Annotated in this window: 17 protein-coding genes and 1 tRNA gene; 4 read left to right on the plus strand and 14 right to left on the minus strand. The window is 71.9% G+C overall.

What is annotated here, in order from left to right; genetic code table 11:
* Position 1: 1 nt before the first annotated feature.
* On the minus strand, positions 2 to 1,066 hold the full coding sequence (locus AC3IYJ_RS15870) for an energy-coupling factor ABC transporter permease (RefSeq protein ID WP_489401929.1): 1,065 nt from the start codon (positions 1,064 to 1,066) through the stop codon (positions 2 to 4).
* A gap of 215 nt (positions 1,067 to 1,281) precedes the next feature.
* Between AC3IYJ_RS15870 and AC3IYJ_RS15875 the strand changes: the two genes are divergently transcribed.
* Entirely contained in the window at positions 1,282 to 1,698 is a 417-nt protein-coding gene (locus tag AC3IYJ_RS15875) for an SsgA family sporulation/cell division regulator (protein WP_489401930.1), read from the plus strand.
* Between the two features lie 69 nt (positions 1,699 to 1,767).
* On the opposite strand, the gene AC3IYJ_RS15880 is transcribed toward AC3IYJ_RS15875, so the two are convergent.
* Positions 1,768 to 3,987 (minus strand): MMPL family transporter, encoded by a 2,220-nt coding sequence (locus tag AC3IYJ_RS15880; protein ID WP_489401931.1) that lies wholly within the window; start codon positions 3,985 to 3,987, stop codon positions 1,768 to 1,770.
* Between the two features lie 145 nt (positions 3,988 to 4,132).
* Positions 4,133 to 4,723 (minus strand): TetR/AcrR family transcriptional regulator, encoded by a 591-nt coding sequence (locus AC3IYJ_RS15885; RefSeq protein ID WP_489401932.1) that lies wholly within the window; start codon positions 4,721 to 4,723, stop codon positions 4,133 to 4,135.
* Between the two features lie 197 nt (positions 4,724 to 4,920).
* Here AC3IYJ_RS15885 and AC3IYJ_RS15890 point away from each other — a divergent pair, with 197 nt between their 5' ends.
* Complete coding sequence (locus tag AC3IYJ_RS15890; protein ID WP_489401933.1) at positions 4,921 to 8,208, plus strand: S41 family peptidase; 3,288 nt, start codon at positions 4,921 to 4,923, stop codon at positions 8,206 to 8,208.
* Between the two features lie 125 nt (positions 8,209 to 8,333).
* Here AC3IYJ_RS15890 and AC3IYJ_RS15895 read toward each other — a convergent pair whose 3' ends face one another.
* From AC3IYJ_RS15895 to AC3IYJ_RS15910, 4 genes are all read right to left on the minus strand, one after another.
* Positions 8,334 to 8,498 carry a hypothetical protein gene (locus tag AC3IYJ_RS15895; protein ID WP_489401934.1) on the minus strand — a complete coding sequence of 55 codons (165 nt, stop codon included), beginning with the start codon at positions 8,496 to 8,498 and terminating at the stop codon, positions 8,334 to 8,336.
* Between the two features lie 78 nt (positions 8,499 to 8,576).
* A complete protein-coding gene (locus tag AC3IYJ_RS15900) occupies positions 8,577 to 9,461 on the minus strand; it encodes an SDR family oxidoreductase (protein WP_489401935.1) in 885 nt (294 codons plus the stop codon).
* Entirely contained in the window at positions 9,458 to 10,384 is a 927-nt protein-coding gene (locus tag AC3IYJ_RS15905) for an alpha/beta fold hydrolase (protein ID WP_489401936.1), read from the minus strand. Before AC3IYJ_RS15905 ends, AC3IYJ_RS15900 begins: the two co-directional genes overlap by 4 nt.
* Positions 10,381 to 12,027 carry a flavin-containing monooxygenase gene (locus AC3IYJ_RS15910; RefSeq protein ID WP_489402834.1) on the minus strand — a complete coding sequence of 549 codons (1,647 nt, stop codon included), beginning with the start codon at positions 12,025 to 12,027 and terminating at the stop codon, positions 10,381 to 10,383. The genes AC3IYJ_RS15905 and AC3IYJ_RS15910 overlap by 4 nt, the downstream gene beginning before the upstream one ends.
* A gap of 193 nt (positions 12,028 to 12,220) precedes the next feature.
* On the opposite strand from AC3IYJ_RS15910, the gene AC3IYJ_RS15915 reads away from it, so the two are divergent.
* On the plus strand, positions 12,221 to 12,904 hold the full coding sequence (locus AC3IYJ_RS15915) for a MerR family transcriptional regulator (RefSeq protein WP_489401937.1): 684 nt from the start codon (positions 12,221 to 12,223) through the stop codon (positions 12,902 to 12,904).
* Here the strand turns inward: AC3IYJ_RS15915 and AC3IYJ_RS15920 are convergent.
* Positions 12,886 to 13,689, minus strand: coding sequence for an exodeoxyribonuclease III (locus tag AC3IYJ_RS15920; RefSeq protein ID WP_489401938.1), 804 nt, complete (start codon positions 13,687 to 13,689; stop codon positions 12,886 to 12,888). The two genes, AC3IYJ_RS15915 and AC3IYJ_RS15920, sit on opposite strands and share 19 nt — an antisense overlap.
* A gap of 38 nt (positions 13,690 to 13,727) precedes the next feature.
* On the opposite strand from AC3IYJ_RS15920, the gene AC3IYJ_RS15925 reads away from it, so the two are divergent.
* A complete protein-coding gene (locus AC3IYJ_RS15925) occupies positions 13,728 to 14,225 on the plus strand; it encodes a GNAT family N-acetyltransferase (protein WP_489401939.1) in 498 nt (165 codons plus the stop codon).
* 230 nt (positions 14,226 to 14,455) lie between these two features.
* Here AC3IYJ_RS15925 and AC3IYJ_RS15930 read toward each other — a convergent pair.
* From AC3IYJ_RS15930 to glp, 6 genes are all read right to left on the minus strand, one after another.
* Positions 14,456 to 14,529 (minus strand) — tRNA-Ala (locus AC3IYJ_RS15930).
* A gap of 78 nt (positions 14,530 to 14,607) precedes the next feature.
* Entirely contained in the window at positions 14,608 to 15,624 is a 1,017-nt protein-coding gene (gene sepX / locus AC3IYJ_RS15935) for a divisome protein SepX/GlpR (protein ID WP_489401940.1), read from the minus strand.
* 171 nt (positions 15,625 to 15,795) lie between these two features.
* Positions 15,796 to 16,422: a GNAT family N-acetyltransferase gene (locus AC3IYJ_RS15940; RefSeq protein WP_489401941.1), complete on the minus strand. Its 627-nt coding sequence runs from the start codon at positions 16,420 to 16,422 to the stop codon at positions 15,796 to 15,798.
* Between the two features lie 17 nt (positions 16,423 to 16,439).
* A complete protein-coding gene (locus tag AC3IYJ_RS15945) occupies positions 16,440 to 17,045 on the minus strand; it encodes a MogA/MoaB family molybdenum cofactor biosynthesis protein (RefSeq protein ID WP_489401942.1) in 606 nt (201 codons plus the stop codon).
* A complete protein-coding gene (gene moaC / locus AC3IYJ_RS15950) occupies positions 17,042 to 17,578 on the minus strand; it encodes a cyclic pyranopterin monophosphate synthase MoaC (protein WP_371616267.1) in 537 nt (178 codons plus the stop codon). Before moaC ends, AC3IYJ_RS15945 begins: the two co-directional genes overlap by 4 nt.
* 73 nt (positions 17,579 to 17,651) lie before the next feature.
* Positions 17,652 to 19,007 (minus strand): molybdotransferase-like divisome protein Glp, encoded by a 1,356-nt coding sequence (gene glp / locus AC3IYJ_RS15955; protein ID WP_489401943.1) that lies wholly within the window; start codon positions 19,005 to 19,007, stop codon positions 17,652 to 17,654.
* Between the last annotated feature and the right edge of the window lie 4 nt (positions 19,008 to 19,011).

Consider the following 19,011-nt stretch of genomic DNA (forward strand, 5'->3'; position numbering starts at 1 on the left):
GTCAGGCGACCGGTACGGAGGTGGAGGCGGCCGTCAGGTCGGCGCTGCGGCGGCGCCGCACGGTCCAGAAGATCCCGGTGCCGACGAGGACGGTGGCGCCGACGCCGATGACTCCGGCGAGGCCGCCGGAGAGTCGGGCGTCGGAGACGTCCTTGACGCTGTAGTCGGCGAGCGGGGAGTCGGCGGAGGCGTGCTCGGTGGCGTTGCGGTCGATGCCCTTGTCGGCGGCGACCTTCTCCAGTCCGTCGGGGCTGGAGGAGGCGTAGAAGGAGACGAAGCCGGCCAGGACCAGGGCGGTGACCAGGCCGGTGATCCACACGGGCTTCGTGGAGCGGGCGGCCAGGCCGACGGGGGCGGCCGGCGCGGCGGCGACCGGCGCGTCGACCAGTTCGCCGCCGATGCGCAGCTTCAGCGGAGCGGACAGGCCGCGGGCGCCGTGGACCAGGTCGGGGCGCACGGCGATCACGGCGCCGACGGTGGCGGCGGTGATGACGGCCTCTCCGATGCCGATGAGGACGTGGACGCCGACCATGGCGCCGAAGACCTTGCTGGTGGGCACGTCGGCGGTGCCGCCGAGGGCGTAGAAGAGGGTGAACATGGCGGCGGCGCCGGGGACCGAGAGCAGGGCTCCGGCGAAGGCGGCGACGGTCACCGAGCGGCGGGTGTCGGGCAGCAGCTTCAGGAGCCCGCGGAAGACGGCGTAGGCGACGACCACGGTCACGACGCCCATGTTCGTGACGTTGACGCCGAGGGCGGTCAGGCCGCCGTCGGCGAAGAGAACGCCCTGCATGAGCAGGACCACGGACACGCACAGCACGCCCGTGTAGGGGCCGACGAGGATCGCGGCGAGCGCGCCTCCCAGGAGGTGGCCGCTGGTGCCGCCGGCGACGGGGAAGTTCAGCATCTGCACGGCGAAGATGAACGCGGCGACGAGGCCCGCGAGCGGAGCGGTCCGGTCGTCGAGTTCGCGGCGGGCGCCGCGGAGGCTGACCGCCACGGCTCCGGCGGCGACGACACCTGCGGCTACGGAGACGGGGGCATCGATGAAGCCGTCGGGCACATGCATGGTTTTGCTCCGCTTCCTGCGGTCCGGCGGTTCCTGAACCGATCTTGAACCCGATCTTGAACCGGCAAAATCTTTAACCGTTCAAGGATAGTGCCCAATTGCGAATCGTTGGCAAGAGCGGTGGCGCCACAAATAGGTCCGCGCGGATTCGTGGGAATGTGCGAGGCTTGGGGGGAAATACGGACGCATATGTTCCGATTCGAGGAGTCTTGTCGATGTCAGCCACCGCCGAGAATCCGCCCGCGACCGCGACCTTCGTGGAGGAGCGGGTGCGGGCCCGCGTGATCACCGACGATCCGCTCTACCGGACCATCCCGGTCGCGCTGCGCTTCGTCCCCGCCGAACCCCTGGCCGTGCGGATCGTGTTCCCCGCCGACCTCTCCCCCGAGGGCACCGACAACGAGTGGGTCTTCCCCCGCGCCCTCCTGGAGGCCGGCCTGCAGGCTCCGACCGGGACCGGCGACGTACGCGTCTGGCCCTGCGGGCGGGTCCAGGCCGTGGTCGAGTTCCACTCCCCCGAGGGCGTCGCGGTGGTGCAGTTCGACATCGCCGCACTGCGCCGCTTCCTGCGCCGCACGTACGCCCCCGCGCCCGAGGCGGTGCCCACCGCCACGGCCTCGGCCACCCGTTAGGCCCAACCCGCCCGAACGGGACCGGCCCCGCACCTCTCGGGTGCGGGGCCGGTCCTGTGTGCGGGTGGGTCAGACGTTGACCAGCTCGCGGTCCTTGCCCGAGCCGTCGGAGCCGTCGGAGCCGTCGGAGGACTCCCCGAGGTGCTTGCGCAGGCTCTCGCCCTCTACGTCCACGTTCGGCAGGATCCGGTCGAGCCACTTCGGCAGCCACCAGGCCTTGTGGCCGAGCAGTGCCAGGACGGCCGGGACGATGGTCATCCGGACGACGAAGGCGTCGAAGAAGACCGCGACGGCCAGACCGAAGCCGATCATCTTGATCATCTGCTCGCTGGCCCCGATGAAGCCCGAGAACACCGCGATCATGATGACGGCCGCCGCCACGACCACCCGGGCGCTGTACTGGAACCCGGTCACGACGGCCTGACCCGGCCGCTCGCCGTGGACGTACGCCTCACGCATGCGGGTGACCAGGAAGACCTCGTAGTCCATGGCCAGACCGAAGACGACGCCCACCATGAAGATCGGCATCATCGACATGATCGGACCGGTCTGCTCCACCCCGAAGAGCGAGCCGAGCCAGCCCCACTGGAAGACCGCTACGACGGCGCCGAGGGCGGCGACCACCGAGAGCAGGAAGCCGAGGGCCGCCTTGAGCGGAACCAGGATCGAGCGGAAGACGAGCATCAGGAGCAGGAAGGCGAGGCCGACGACGAGTGCCAGGTAGGGCACCAGCGCGTCGTTCATCTTCTGCGAGAAGTCGATGTTCATCGCGGTAGCGCCGGTGACGAGGACGTCGTCGCCGCTGCCCGCGCGGATCTCGTGGACCAGGTTCTCGGTCTCCACGGAGGACGGACGGTCCTTCGGGATGACCGTGATGACGGCGGCGTCCCCGGCCTTGTTGAGCTGCGGCGGGGTCACCGCGACCACGCCGTCCAGACCCTTGATCCGGTCGACCGTCCTGTCGGCGAGCGCCTTGTCCCCGTCCACGACCACCATCAGCGGGCCGTTGAAGCCGGGACCGAAGCCGTCGGAGAGCATGTCGTACGCCTGGCGCTGCGAGGTGGACACCGGCTGCGCGCCGTCGTCCGGCAGCCCCATCTCCAGCTTGCTCGCCGGGATCGCGATGACGCCCAGGCCGATCACACCGGCCAGGAGCACCATGACGGGGCGGCGCAGGATGAAGCGGGCCCAGCGGGTGCCACCGTTGGGCTTGGCCTCGGAGCCCTCGGCGGGGGCCGGTCGGCCCTTGCCGAACAGCTTGCTCTTCGCGCCGGCGGGCAGGACCTTCTTGCCCGCGAACCCGAGGATGGCCGGGACCAGCGTCAGGGCGACGAGGACGGCGATGACCACGGTGCCGGCGGCGGCGAAGCCCATCTTGGTCAGCATCGGGATGTTGACGACGGCCAGGCCCACGAGGGCGATGACCACGGTCAGACCGGCGAAGACCACGGCGGAACCGGCAGTTCCGGCGGCACGGCCGGCGGCCTCCTCGCGCTCACGGCCCTCGGCGAGCTCCGCGCGGTAGCGGGAGACGATGAAGAGCGCGTAGTCGATGCCGACCGCGAGGCCGATCATCATCGCGAGGGTGGAGGTGGTGGAGCCGAGGTCCAGCACGTTGGCGAGCGCGGTGACGGTGGAGACGCCGATGCCCACGCCGATCAGCGCGGTCAGCAGCGGCAGTCCGGCCGCGATCAGCGAGCCGAAGGTGATGACGAGGACGATCGCGGCGATGACGATGCCGACGATCTCGCCGGATCCCGTCTCGGGGGCCGTCATCAGGGCGTCTCCGCCGATCTGGACGTTCAGCCCGGCGGCCTTGGCCTCGGTACCGGATCCCTTGAGGGCTTCGCGGGTCGGGTCGGTCAGCTCCATGCCGCTGACCTTGTACTTGACGCTGATGTAGGCGGTGGAGCCGTCCTGGCTCACGGCCTTCGCCTCGTACGGGTCGGCGACCGAGGAGACCTGGTCCTTGCCGGCACCGTCCTTCAGGTCGGTGACGATCTTCTCGACCTGGGCCTTGGGGGCCGGTGAGTCGATCTTCTCGCCCGCCGGGGCCTTGATGACGATGCGGGCGGTGGCGCCGTCGGCGGACATCCCCGGGAAGCGCTGGTCCAGCAGGTCGAAGGCCTTCTGGGCCTCCGTGCCGGGTATCGAGAACGAGCCTGAGGTGGGTGCGGAAGCCGAAGCCGCGCCGAAACCGGCGACGAACAGCAGCGCCACCCAGACGAGGGCGACGAATCGGCGGCGCCGGAAGGCACCCCTGCCGAGTCGGTAGAGGAAGGTGGCCACGTCGGTGGTTCTCCCGTTCGGGTCGTGGGATGGATCAGGGCATGGAATGCCGGTCCGACGACGAGAGCGGCGTGTCAGAGGCAGCAGGAATCGAGCGCGGGGACAGCTCGGCCGGACGGTGTGGGGACCGGACGGTGTGGGGAGATCAGACGCCGAGAGCGGGGAAGACCACGGCGTCGATGAAGTCACCGAGGAAACGCCGGTCGACGGACCGGTCCTCGATGAGCGGGAGCGCGATGAACGCCCCGATGAGCATGTGCGGTACGAACGCCAGGGCCGGACAGCCCGCGGCGATCTCTCCCCGGTCCACCGCCCGCTGGAGCATCGCGTGAAGACCGGTGATCTCCGGGTCGACCAGCAGTTCCCGCAGCGCCTTGTGGAGCTCCGGGCTCTCGTGGACCGCATGGGTCAGACCCCGCATCAGCGCGGTGTCCTTCGCCATCTGGGCGTCGTCGGAGTTCTCGACCATGACGGCGAAGTCCCCGCGGATGCTGCCCGTGTCGATCTCCCGGAGGGAGACCGGCTGGGTGCAGCGCAGGGCCTTGGCGACCAGCTCGGGCTTGCTCCCCCACTGGCGGTAGAGGGTGGCCTTGCTGGACTTCGTACGGGCGGCGACCGCGTCCATGGTCAGCGCCTCGTAGCCGACCTCGCGCAGGAGGTCGAGGACCGCCCCGTGGAGTTCGGCTTCCCGCTCGGGGGTGATCCGGCTGCGGCGCGACATGACCTCTTCGACCATCTCGGCGTCTCCTCCCGACCTTGCCCATCCGAACGAAACCGTTTCGTACTCGTAAGACGATACCCCCGAGGCAAGCGAAACGAAACCGTTCCGTTTCGCTTCGGCAGTGGTGTCGGTCACTCCGGGAGCCGCCCCGACACCCCCATGGATCACCTGTACGAGTTGCCAGCCCCCCTCCCCGCGGAAAGCATTGGGGGGTGAGTCACGACGCGGCGTACCTCCGGTTCCCCCATATCCACGACGATCTGCTGTGCTTCGCCACCGAGGACGACCTCTGGGTGGCGCCCCTGGTTCCTCCCGGAGAGCCCGCCGGCCGGGCCTGGCGGATCACCGTCGACCGGACCCGGGTGGGCCACCCCCGGTTCTCCCCCGACGGCAAGCACATCGCCTTCACCACCTGGCGCAGCCTGGACCCCGAGATCCACCTCGCCCCCGTCGAGGGCGGCCCGGCCCGCCGGCTCAGCTACTGGGGCTCCACCGACACCCGGGTCTGCGGCTGGACCCCGCCCGACAAGGACGGCCGCAGCGACATCCTGGCCGTCTCCTCCCACGCCCAGCCCTTCTCCTACTACTCCTGGGCCTACAGCCTGCCCACCGACGGCAGCCCCGGCGGCCGGCTCCCCTGGGGGCCCGTCTCCGACATCGCGGTCCACGAGGACGCCCGCGACGGGGAGGGGGCGGGAGAGCGGCGCACCCTGCTGCTGACCGGCAAGCCCCCGCACGAGCCGGCCGCCTGGAAGCGCTACCGCGGCGGCGCCACCGGGCGGCTGTGGCTGCACGGCGAGCGGCTGCTGGAGGGCATCGAGGGACACCTGGACTCCCCGATGTTCGTGGCGGGCCGGATCGCCTTCCTCTCCGACCACGAGGGCATCGGCAACCTCTACTCCTGCCTGCCCGACGGCACCGACCTGCGCCGGCACACCGACCACGAGCAGTTCTACGCCCGGCACGCCTCCAGCGACGGCTCCCGGATCGTCTACCAGTGCGCGGGCGACCTGTGGATCGTCGACTCCCTGGCGCCGGACGCCTCCCCGCGCAAGCTGGAGGTCCGCCTGGGCGGCCCCCGCGCCGGACGCCGCACCTACCAGGTCCCGGCCGCCAGCCACGTCGACTCGCTCTCCGTGGACGCCACCGGGCGGGCCAGCGCCGTCGTCGTCCGCGGCAGCCTGTACTGGCTCACGCACCGCGACGGCCCCGCCCGCACCATCGCCGACACCCCGGGCGTACGGGTCCGGCTGCCCGAGATGCTGGGCAGCGGCGGGCAGGTGGCGTACGTGACGGACGCCGAGGGCGAGGACGCGATCGAGATCGCCTACCTGCCCCGGGCCTCCGGGGACCGGGAGCCGCGCCGGCTGGCCTCGGGCGAGCTGGGCCGCGTACTGGAGCTGCTCTCCGATCCGGACGGGGAACGGCTCGCGATCGCCTCCAACGACGGACGACTGCTGCTCATCGACGCGACCGAAGAGTCCAACGGGGAGGCCAGCGAGCTGATCCGGTCCGACAACGGGCCCGTCACCGACCTCGCCTTCTCCCCCGACGGCTGCTGGCTGACCTGGTCGCACCCGGGCATCGGACGCTCCCTGCGCCAGATCAAGATGGCCCGGATCACGGGACCGGGCGAGCACACGATCGTGGACGTCACCAACGGCCGCTTCGACGACGAGAACCCGGTCTTCACCCGGGACGGCCGCTACCTCGCCTTTCTCTCCTGGCGCGGTTTCGACCCTGTCTACGACGTGCACACCGGCGACCTGTCCTTCCCACTGGGCTGCCGCCCGTACCTGGTGCCGCTCTCCTCGGCGACCCCCTCTCCCTTCGCGTTCACCCCCGACGGCCGCCCGGCGGCGGGCGGACTCGACCCGACCGAGGGCGATTCGGGCGACGGCACGGTCACCGTGGAGGTGGAGGGTCTGGAGAGCCGGGTGACCCCCTTCCCGGTGGCGGCGTCCAAGTACTCGGCCCTGTACCCGGTGAGCGGCGGCGGGCTGGTGTGGCTGCGCTGGCCGATCTCGGGCGCGCTCGGCGAGACCTTCGCCAACCCGGCCGACACCAGCGGCAAGCCCACGCTGGAGCACTTCGACATCACGAAGGCCCGTAAGACGGAACTGGCCTCCGGGCTGGACTGGTTCGCCGTCAGCGGGGACGGCACCCGGCTCGTCGTCAACGACGACGGGGACCTGCGGGCGGTCCCCGCCACCGAGTCCGGCGACAGCGACTCCACCGTCTACCTGGACCTGCGGCGGATCCTGCACGAGGTGGATCCGGCGGCCGAATGGCGCCAGGCCTTCGAGGAGGCCGGGCGGCTCATCCGCGCGTACTTCTGGGAGCCCGGGATGTGCGGGATCGACTGGGACGGGGTGCTGCGCCAGTACCGCTCCCTCGTCGAACGGGTCGCCTCCCCCGACGAGTTCGCCGACCTGATGCGCGAGGTCCTCGGCGAGCTCGGCACCTCGCACGCCTACGTCTCCCCCGCGCGCCGCAACGAGGGGCCGCCGCACTACCAGCGGGCCATCGGCCTCCTCGGCGTCAACCTCGTCCCCCGCGACGGGACCTGGGTCGTCGCCCGGATCCTGCCCGGCGAGTCCTCCGACTCCAAGGCCCGCTCCCCGCTCGCGGGCACCGGCATCCGGGAGGGCGCCGTCCTCACCCACGTCGACGGCCGGCCCGTGGACCCGGTGGCCGGCCCGTACCCGCTGCTGTCGGCGGCGGGCGGCACCACCGTGGAGCTCACCTTCGAACCCGCCGAGGGGCAGGGCCGCTCCCGCCGGGTCGCGATCGTGCCGCTGATCGACGAACGGCCGCTGCGCTACCAGGACTGGGTGGCCAAGCGCCGCGCGGTCGTCCGCAAGGTCAGCGAGGGCAAGTGCGGCTACCTGCACATCCCCGACATGGGCGGCTCCGGCTGGGCGCAGTTCAACCGCGACCTGCGGGCCGAGATGTCGAAGCCGGCCCTGATCGTGGACGTACGCGGCAACGCGGGCGGGCACATCAGCGAGCTGGTGATCGAGAAGCTGACCCGCTCGATCCTCGGCTGGGACCTGACCCGCAACGCGCAGCCGGTCTCCTACGCCTCCAACGCGCCCCGGGGCCCGATCGTGGCGCTGGCCGACGAGGCGACCTCCTCCGACGGGGACATGATCACCGCGGCCTTCAAGCTACTGGGGCTCGGCCCGGTCGTCGGCCAGCGCACCTGGGGCGGGGTGGTCGGCATGACCGGCCGGCACACCCTCGGCGACGGCACGGTGATCACGGTGCCGATGAACGCGGCCTGGTTCCCCGAGTACGGCTGGTCGGTCGAGAACCAGGGCGTGGAACCGGACCTGCCGGTCCTGCGCACCCCGCTCGACTGGGCGGAGGGACGGCACGCGCAGCTGGACGACGCCGTGCACCTGGCGCTGGAGCTGCTGGAACAGGACCCGGCGGCGGTGCCCCCCGGCTACACGGACGTACCGGACCGGCGGCGGCCGAAGCTGCCGCCGCGGTGATCCCGTAGCGGTGATTGCGCAGGACGTGCGGAAGGGGCGCGACCCGGGAACGGCGGGTCGCGCCCCTCAGCGCTTCAGCAAATCCGGCAATTCGGTGCTTCGGTGCTTCGATATTTCGGTAGGACCTACTTGTCGAAATTCTCGTCGAACGTGTCGCGGGCCTTGTCCTCGACCTGATCGGCAGCCTGCGCGGCGCGCTCGGACGCCTCGTCCTGCCGACCGGCCGCCGCGGCCTTCGCCTTCTCCGCGAGCTGGTTCGCCTTGTCCTGGAACTGGTCCTTGATGCCCATGCTTGTTCACTCCTGAAGGGGTGTGCGGGTATGAGGCCTCGACCAGGCTTACACAACCGGACATTCCTCGCATTACGATCAGCGGCTCCGAGTGCGCTCCTGCTCGTCCGCCGCCCCGCCGGCCCCCACAAGCCCCTTGGAAACACTGGCCAGTCGCGGTTCGAACCGCTTCATCTCGCGCTGTCCGACTGACGAGATGATCCCGGGCAGGTAGCCGCGGACCCCCTGCATGCCGCGAAGCCACCACTGCGCGTACACGTGCGCTGAGCGCCGCTCGATGCCCGCCACGATCCGGTCGACGGCCGGCCCCAGCGGATAGGTCTGGTTCGAGGGCCACGGCAGCCGCTGGCGCAGCTCGCGCATGACCTCGTCCCGGTCGGCGCCGCGGACCATGTCGGTGTCGGTCCAGGACAGGTAGCCGACGCCGACCTTGACCCCCTTGTAGCCGACCTCGGCGCGCAGGCAGTGGGCGAAGGCCTCGACCCCCGACTTGGAGGCACAGTAGGCGGTCATCATGGGCGCCGGGGTGATCGCGGCGAGCGAGGCGATCTGGAGGAAGTAGCCGCGGCTCTCCATCAGCACCGGCAGGAAGGCGCGGGCGGTGACGGCGCCGCCGATGAGGTTGACCTCGATGACCCGGCGCCAGGCGTCGGGGTCGGAGTCCGCGAACGGCCCGCCGGAGGCCACGCCCGCGTTGGCGACGACGATGTCCACCTTGCCGAAGCGCTGCTTGACCTCCTGCGCGACCCGGGCCATGGCCTCGTGGTCGGTGACGTCGGCGTACCAGTGGTCGCTGTCGGTGTGCAGCCGCTCGGAGACCTCCTTGAGGGCCTCCGGCTCCAGACCGACGAGGGCCACCTTCGCACCGCGCGCCGACAGCTTGCGGGCCAGCAGCTCGCCGACTCCCCGGGCCGCGCCGGTGACGACGGCGACCTGGCCTTCCAGACTCCTGCGAGCGCTCACGGCGTCTTCTCCTTCTGCGGGGTGGGCAGGTACAGGGCGGCCAGCTCGCGCACGGCCTCGGTGACGGCTTCCGGCGCCTCGATCGGGGTCATGTGCCCCATCCCGGTCAGCTCGGTCAGCCCCACGCAGTTCGGCAGCGCGGCCGCCAGCCCCCGGGCGTGCACGATCGGCGTCAGCCGGTCGCTCTTGCCGCCGATGACGGCCGTGGGCACGGTCAGCGCGGCCAGGTTCGCGTCGAGGTCCAGCCCGGCCAGCACCTCGGACCAGGCGTGGCGCACCTTCGTGGGGCAGGCGTGGACGATGCGGGCGCAGGCCTCGACCTTCCCGGGCGCCGAGCCGGGGCCCATCGTGGCGTACTTCAGCACCTTGCGGGCCACGGGGGTGACGGGCCCGAGCGGCGCCCGGGATCCGAGGACCGCCCCGGTGATACGGGTCCTCGCGCGGCCGGGCCGCAGCGGCAGGACCAGCGATTCCTCGACGAGACGGCCGCTGCCGGTGCTGCACAGCAGCGCGGCCGCGGCGTGCTCGGCGAACTCCGGCCGGCCGGCGGCCGCCATCACGGTCATTCCGCCCATGGAGTGGCCCGCGACGACGGCCTTCTCACCGGGGGCGAGGGTGGCCCGCAGGACGGCGACCAGGTCGTCGGCGAGGGCGGTGGTGGAGTACCGGGCGGCGGCGGGGCTGCGCCCGTGGCCGCGCTGGTCGTAGGCGATGACCCGGTGGCCGCCCGCCAGGGCCCGTATCTGCGCGGCCCAGAAGGCGGTGGAACAGGTCCACCCGTGCGCGAACACGACGGCCGGAGCCCCGTCCTCCCCGTGCACCTCCACGTGCAGCCGCGAGCCGTCGTCGGAGGTGGCGACCAGCTCCCGACGGGCGACGGGCGGAGCGTAGGGCCCGGCGACCACATGCGTCAGCCGACTCACGCGACACCCCCTTCGGTCACGCCGGCCTCGGCAATTCCAGCCTCACCGGCGTTTGAGGCGCGGGGGCCCGGGGGCAGAGCCCCCGGCAGCGGTGCCGCACCCGCCGACTTGGCGCGACCCCGCTTCGCCCCGCCGGCGGCAACCACCGGCACGCGCTCCCGATGGCGCACGACCTCGTACTCCGCCAGGTCCACGCCCAGCGTCTCCCGGCGGAACGCCCCGGTGGTCCCCGGCCAGACGGTCGTGTTGCGACCCTGCGCGTCCAGGTACCAGCTGGTGCAGCCGCCGGTGTTCCACACCGTCCGTTCCATGCGGGCCTGCACCTGCCGGTTCCACGCGTTCACGGCCGACGGCCTGGCGGCGAGGGCGACCCGTCCCCCCAGGCTGCTTCCACCGAGGACGTCGAGCTGCCGCATGTAGTCCGCCATGTAGTTGAGCTGCGACTCGATCATCAGGATCATCGAGCTGTTCCCGAGCCCGGTGTTCGGCCCGATGATCGTCATCCAGTTCGGGAAGCCCGCCGCGGTGGCCCCGCGCAGCGACTGCATCCCGTCCTTCCAGACCTCCGCGAGGGTCTTGCCGTCCGCGCCCACCACCCGGTCGGCGATCGGCATGTCCGTGACGTGGAAGCCGGTGCCGAAGACGATCGCGTCGGCCTCTGTCTCGGTCCCGTCCGCGGCGACCAGCACGGAGCCCCGGATCTCCTTGAGCCCGGAGGCGACCACGTCCACATTGGGCCGGGCGAGCGCCGGGTAGTACTCGCTGGAGAGCAGGATCCGCTTGCAGCCGATCCGGTACGAGGGCGTCAGCTTGGCCCGCAGCTCCGGGTCCTTGATGGAGCGCGCCATGTTGGCCTTGGCCAGGGACTCGATCAGCCCGAGCTGGTTCGGCCGCTTGGTGAAGGCGCTGACCTGGAGCTCGCGGATCCCCCACAGCAGCCCGCGGCGCGCCGCCCGGGTGAAGGGCAGCTGGCGGTGGAGCCAGCGCTCGACGGCGGTGATCGCCCGGTCGGTGCGCGGCATCACCCACGGCGGGGTCCGCTGGAACAGGGTGAGCCGCTCCACGTCGGGCGCGATGGCGGGGACGATCTGGATGGCGGAGGCGCCCGTACCGATCATGGCGACGCGCTTGCCGCGCAGGTCGTAGTCGTGGTCCCAGCGGGCGGAGTGGAAGACCTTGCCGGGGAAGCCGGAGAGCCCGGGGATCTCCGGCATCTTCGGGTCGGACAGCGGCCCGGTGGCGGAGACGACCACGTCGGCGGTGAACTCCCCGCCCGAGGTCTCGATGTCCCAGCGCATCTCCTCGGCGTCCCAGCGCATCATCCGGACTTCGTGGTTCAGCCGGATGTGGCGGCGCAGTCCGAAGGTGTCGGCCACGTGCTCCAGGTACTCCCGGATGGCGGGCTGCCCGGAGAAGGTCCGCGGCCAGTCGGGGTTGGGCGCGAAGGAGAAGGAGTAGAGGTGGGAGGGCACGTCGCAGGCGCACCCGGGGTAGTTGTTGTCGCGCCAGGTGCCGCCGACGGAGTCCGCGCGCTCCAGGACGACGAAGTCGGTGATCCCCTCCCGCCGAAGCCGCACGGCGGCGCCCAGCCCGCCGAACCCGGAGCCGATCACCGCCACTCGTACGTGCTCGCGCCCGTCCATGCCACCGCCCATGCCCGCCGCCTTCGGATGCCAACGCTGCCAGCAATCACTGGCACAATCGGGAGAGTAGAGCAGCCCCGTACTCATGGGTAGGGGTCGCGCCAGGAAAGTTACTGCGGGTACGCCCTAGGCTGCGCACGTGCCGGACAACGCGACGCAGGACACAGCACGTACGACGGAAGCAAGGAACACAGTGCGCGAATACCGCACCGAGGAGCTGGCCGAGGCCGCCGGCATACCCGTACGCACCCTGCGCTTCTACCGGGAGCGCAAGCTCCTGCCGCCGCCCCGCCGCGAGGGCCGCCTCGCCTGGTACGACGACCACCACCTGGCCCGGCTGCGCACCATCTCCGCCCTGCTGGAACGCGGCCACACCCTCGGCGGCATAGCCGAGCTGACCGTCGCCTTCGAGAACGGCCGCGACGTCGGCCAGCTCGGCGAGCTGCTCGGCATCGGCTGGTCGGAGGAGACCCCGGTCCGGCTCTCGCCCGAGACCCTCGCCGACTACTTCGAGGGCGAGGTCACCCCGGAGAACCTGGCGGCCGCGCTCGACCTCGGCTACCTGGCCGCCGACGGCGAGGAGATCGTCCACGTCAGCCGCCGACTGCTGGACGTCTCCTCGGCACTGGTCAGCGAGGGCGTACCGCTGTCCGCCGTCCTGGAGACGGGCCGCCGGGTGCGCGAGCACGCGGACGCGATGGCGGCCCTGTTCACCGAGCTCATCTCCACGCACATCTCCGAGGAGGCGGTCGTGCGCCTGCGCCCCCTGGCGAAGAGCGTGGTCGAGGCCGAGCTCACGATGGCGATGGACCGTCTGCGCCCGCCGTCACAGCAGCGGGCCCAGGGCCCCGGCCCGGCTCAGGAACCGAGTTCGTAGACCACGGTCACCGGCGCGTGGTCGGACCAGCGCTCGGGGTGCGTCTCGGCCCGCTCCACGAAGGCCTTCACGGCCTTGGCCGCCAGCCCCGGCGTCGCGACCTGGAGGTCGATGCGCCAGCCGGCGTCGTTGTCGAAGGCCCGCCCGCGGTAGGACCACCAGGAGTACGGTCCCTCGGTGTCGGGGTGCAGGGCGCGCACGACGTCCACGTACCCCGCGGAGTCGTAGACCTCGCCGAGCCACTCGCGCTCCTCGGGCAGGAAGCCGGCGTTCTTGCGGTTGGTCTTCCAGTTCTTCAGGTCGGCTTCCTGGTGGCAGATGTTCCAGTCACCGCAGACCACGACCTCGCGGCCGTCCGCGGCGGCCCGCACCTTGAGCTCCCGCAGGTAGGTGAGGAATTCACCCATGAACCGGTACTTCTCGTCCTGCTTCTCGGTCCCGGCCTCGCCGGAGGGCAGGTAGAGGCTGGCCACGGTCACACCGGGCAGGTCGATCTCCAGGTACCGCCCGGAGTCGTCGAACTCCTCGCTCCCGAATCCGACCTGCACCCGCTCGGGCTCCCGGCGCGTGTACAGCGCGACCCCGGCCCGTCCCTTGGCGGCGGCCGGCGCGAACACGGTGTGCCACCCCTCGGGCGCCCGCACCTCCTCCGGAATCTGCCCCTCCTCGGCCCGCACTTCCTGCAGGCAGACGACGTCGGCGTCCGATCCGGCGAGCCACGGGGAGAACCCCTTCTTGGCGGCGGCGCGGATCCCATTCACATTCACGGAGGTCACAGTGAGCATCCCTGCACCATAGCGGGAGGGTTCCGTACGATGTTCGAATGTCTCAGGGGATCCAGCTCCGCGCCGTGTCGTACGACCACCCGGACGCGGTCAAGCTCAACGACCAAGTGCAGGCCGAGTACCAGGAGCGCTACGACGGCGAGGGCGATGTCACATACCTCGACCCGGCGATGTTCACTCCACCGAGGGGTCTCTACCTCCTCGCTTACGACGCAAAGGGCACACCGGTGGCCAGCGGCGGCTGGCGCAGCCAGGACGCGAACGACGAGGGCTACGCGGACGGCGACGCCGAGCTCAAGCGCATGTACGTGGTCCCGGAGGCCCGCGGCCTCGGCCTGGCCCGCCGCATCCTCGCCGAGCTGGAAGCCGACGCCCGCGCGGCCGGCCGGACCCGCATGGCCCTGGAGACGGGCGACCAACAGCCGGAGGCCATCGCCCTGTACCTGTCCTCGGGCTACGCCCTGTCGGAGAAGTTCGGTCACTACCGCTTCCACGACTCCAGCCGCTGCATGACCAAGCCCCTCCTCCCCGCCTGACCGCATCCATCCGGCCGGGCAGGCCCTACCGGCCCACCCGGCCGGCCCACCGGGCCTTCCGCACCCCACGAACGCGGTCACCGGCGACGGCGGCGGACTCTTCTGCGTCAGGTGGGCGCGGCCCACGCGCAGTTGCTCGGACGCTCCCCCAAACGCCGAGATCCCGCCCAGCCTTTCGGCTGAGCGGGATCTCATGACGTTCTCGGGAGCAACCCGTGAACTGTCGTTTGTGGACCTGTGGGGATTTGAACCCCAGACCCCCTCGATGCGAACGAGGTGCGCTACCAGACTGCGCCACAGGCCCTTGCGACGTGTGAAACATTAGCATCCCCGCGCGGGTGCTCCAAAACCGGTATCGGGGAGCGTCCGCGCAGGTCATCGATCATTCGTTCGCGGCGCGCGGGCGCTCGTCGCCCTCGTACTGGTCGAACAGCGGAGTGCGCGCCGCGTCGCGGGCTCGCGGGCGGGACTGCTGGGGGGCGGCGGGCTGGGCGCGCAGGCGGGGTTCCGTCGGCTCGGCCGTGCTGGAGCGGGTCGCGCTCCAGGGGTCCGGGGTCGCGGGGCCGCCGGTGGCGCGGGGGGCGACGGGAGCCGTCACGTACGTCGGCAGCGGGACCGGTACGGGCTCCCAGCTGTCACCGCGGGCCGGGCCGCGCTCGCGCTGCTGGTCCACCCACTCGGCGTGGTCCGTCTGCTCGACCAGGGCGCGCCGGCCGGCCTCCTGCGGGGAGACGGGTGGCGCGGGGTCCGGGTCGGAGCCCGCCGCGGAAGCGTCCTCGGCGGGCCGGCGCCGCTGCCGGTTCTCGCAGAGCCGGCGGGCGGCCGCTTCGGCGCGCCGCCGGTCCATGGTGAACTCGTAGCGCCGTCGCTCCTGGACCCGCAGGTGCACGATGTACGTGCTCAGCAGCAGGGCGGGGACGGCAGGGGCCCACAGGTACTGGAGTCCGCCGACGGCGGCGACGACCGCGCCGAGGGTGAAGATCAGGAAGAGGAGCGCCGTGGTGCGCCGACGGCGGGCCAGGACGACGAGTCGCTGCTCGCGGCGGGCCCGCTCCGCACGGTCGGCCCGCTCGGAGGCGGTCACTTTCGGCTCGACGCGGGTCGGCGGGGGCACGACGACGGCCCGGACGTCGTCGGCGTCCACGGAATTCACCGTTTCCGTCGCTGCGTCCGGGTCCGCGGGGGGCTGGGGTCCCGCCTCCTCGTCACCGCGCTCACGCAGGCCCTTGACGTAACGGCGCTCCATTCCCGCCCGGCCGGAAAGCAGCCGGATGGCGGTGGAGAAGCGTTCCGTCGGACGGGCTTCGTTCAGCTCGTCCTGCCTCCGGAGCCACATGGGCACCAAGTAGGCGGCCCAGGCCCCGACAATGACTGCGTAGATGAGGCCGCTGCTGCTCACACCCCACACCGTAGAGGGGTACGGCCGGGGGGATCCGCCAATTGGGACGGCGTGTCGCGCGATCTCACTGATATCACGGACTTTTTTTGTGATTCTTCGGATCAGGTTATGGGCGAATCGGTCACCGAGTGAAGGAATTCGAACAAATATCGGATTCCCAGGATTACGCCATTAGGGCTGCGCCCCAGGACCGTGGCCCTGGCCGTGCGGATGGCGCTCCCGGTGCCAGCGGTGCAGCAGCCCCTCCCGCACCTCCTCCACCGTCAGCGCGTAGACGAGGTGGTCCCGCCACGCGCCGTCGATGTGCAGATAGCGCGGCCTCAGCCCCTCCTCGCGAAAACCGAGCTTCTCCACCACCCGACGGCTGGGACCGTTCTCCGGCCGGATGCAGACCTCGATCCGGTGCAGCCCGACCTTCGCGAAGCAGTGGTCCACCGCGAGCGCGACCGCCGTGGGCATCACCCCGCGGCCCGCCACCTCGCGGTCCACCCAGTAGCCGACGTGGCCCGCGCACATAGAGCCCCAGGTGATCCCGGCGACCGTCAGCTGGCCCACCAGGCGCCCCTGGTACTCGATGACGAACGGCAGCATGCGCCCCGCGTTCGCCTCCGCCCGCAGATGGCGGACCATCTGGCGGTACGTCGGCCGCTGGACCACCGGGCCCCAGGGCGCGGGCGGCGGGATCGTGGCCTCCCACGGGCGCAGCCAGTCGCGGTTGCGCCGGTTGACCTCGCGCCATGCGGCCTGGTCCCGCAGCTTTATCGGCCGGAGCGTGACATCGCCGTCCGCCAGCACCACCGGCCAGGTGGGGCCGTTCAGCTCGTGCTCCCGGAGGGTCTGCCGGGGGGCGCCTGATGGTCGCCGCCCCGGATCTGGTCGACGGCGTGGAGCAGCACCCGGGACAGCACCGCGATCCCGTCGCGGACCCCGCCCGTGGAACCCGGCAGGTTCACGATCAGGGTGCGGCCCGCCACGCCCGCCAGGCCCCGCGACAGCGCCGCGGTCGGCACCTTCGCCAGGGACTCGGCCCGCACGGCCTGCGGGATGCCCGGGATCTCGTAGTCCAGCACCCGGGCGGTGGCGTCCGGGGTCCGGTCGGTCGGCGAGATGCCTGTTCCGCCGGTGGTGAGGATGACGTCGTACCCGGCGGCCACGCCCTCGCGCAGGGCCGCCTCGACGGGATCCCCGTCGGGCACCACGCGCGGGCCGTCCACGGCGAAGCCGAGCGAGCGCAGCCCCTCGGCGAGCACCGGGCCGCCCCTGTCCTCGTACACGCCGGCCGAGGCCCGATTGGAGGCGGTGACCACCAGCGCGCGCAGCTCGGGCCCTGCCGCCGGTGCCGGTGCCGACGCCGCCGAGACGGAAGCAGACTCGGGCCCGTGGCTGTGGCTGTGGACCTCGCCGCCGCGCGGGGGGTTCACGAGCGCGCCCAGTCGCCGGACTTGCCGCCCGTCTTCTCCTCGACCCGCACGTCGGTGATGACCGCGCCCTTGTCGACGGCCTTCACCATGTCGATGACGGTGAGCCCGGCAACCGCGACGGCGGTCAGCGCCTCCATCTCGACGCCCGTACGGTCGGCCGTCTTGACGGTCGCGAGGATCTCGACGGCGTCGTCGGCGACCGTCAGGTCCACCTTCACGCCGGAGACCGCCAGCGGGTGGCACAGCGGAATCAGGTCGGGGGTCCTCTTCGCGCCCATGATTCCGGCGATCCGCGCGGTGGCGAGGGCGTCGCCCTTGGGAACGCCCTCACCGCGCAGCAGCTCGATCACCCGCGGGGAGACGAGCACGCGTCCGCTGGCCCGTGCCGTCCGCGTCGTGACGGCCTTCTCCGAGACGTCGACCATCCGCGCCGCACCGGCCTCGTCGATGTGCGTCAGCTTGGTGCCACCGGCGCCGCCGGCGCCGCTCTGCTCAGGGGGTCCGGGGGTTTCCCCCCGGGAGATCGCTGCCATAAGTGCGTGCCGCTCCCGTCCGGGCCCCGCAAGGGCCTGTGTGGTGCAACACGCTACCCGCATCCACCGGACCTCAGCCGAGCAGGACCACTTCGAGCTCGGACCCGGGCTCCACCGAAGTGACGTCCTCCGGTACGACCATCAGGGAGTCGGCGTGCGCCAGCGCGGCGATCAGGTGCGAGCCCGATCCGCCGACCGGGCTGACCGTGCCGCTCGCGGCGTCGTACTTGCCGCGCAGGAACTGCCGGCGGCCGGCCGGGGAGCCGAGCGCCTTGTCGGCCTTCAGGACCGCGCGCACGCTCGGCCGGCTGACCTCGGAGGCGGGCAGGCCCATCAGGGCGCGGATCGCGGGGCGCACGAACAGCTCGAAGGAGACGTACGAGGACACCGGGTTTCCGGGCAGGGCCAGAAGGGGGGTGTGGTCGGGGCCGATGGTGCCGAACCCCTGCGGCTTGCCGGGCTGCATGGCGAGCTTGCGGAAGTCGATTCCGGCGCCGTCCACGCCCTCGTCCCCGGTGGAGAGCTCCGTGAGCGCCTCCTTGACCACGTCGTACGCGCCGACGCTGACCCCGCCCGTGGTGACCAGGAGGTCGGCCCGGATGAGCTGGTCCTCGATCGTGGAGCGCAGGGTCTCGGCGTCGTCGGCGACCGCGCCGACGCGGTAGGCGATGGCACCGGCGTCCCGCGCGGCGGCGGCCAGCGCGAAGCTGTTGGAGTCGTAGATCGTGCCGGACGTCAGCGCCTCGCCGGGCTGGACCAGTTCGCTGCCGGTGGACATCACGACGACGCGCGGGCGCGGGCGCACCCGTACGGTGGCCCGCCCGATGGCGGCCAGCAGGGCGATCTGCGGCGGGCCGAGCACGGTGCCCGCGGCGAGCGCGAGGTCCCCGGCCTGTACGTCGCTTCCGCACGAGCGGACGTGCGCCCGCGCCTCGGCGGCGCGGTGGACCCGTACCTCGCCGGCGGCGCCCTCGGGCGACTCGCTGGCCGGGGTCATCCCCGAGGCCGCGCCCCCGCCCGTACCGCCATCCGTCCACTCGACCGGTACGACGGCTTCGGCGCCGGGCGGCAGCGGGGCGCCGGTCATGATGCGGGCCGCCTGGCCTGGGCCGACGGTCGGCAGGTCTCCGCTGCCGGCCGCCACGTCCCCGATGACCGTCAGCACCGCGGGGAACTCCTCGCTCGCGCCCTGGACGTCGGCGGTCCGGACGGCGTAGCCGTCCATCGAGCTGTTGTCGAAGGGCGGGAGGGCGACGGGCACGGTGACGTCCTCGACCAGGACACAGCCCTGGGCGTCCAGCAGCTGGAGCTCGATGGGCTCCAGCGGCCGGACGGTGGCGAGGACGTCCGCGAGGTGCTCGTCCACCGACCAGAGGCGCTGGTGCTCGCCGGCCGGTCGAGGATCCTGCGGTGCGTCGGGCTTGCTCAAGGTG

The sequence above is a fragment of the Streptomyces sp. GL_140 genome (assembly GCF_057834465.1).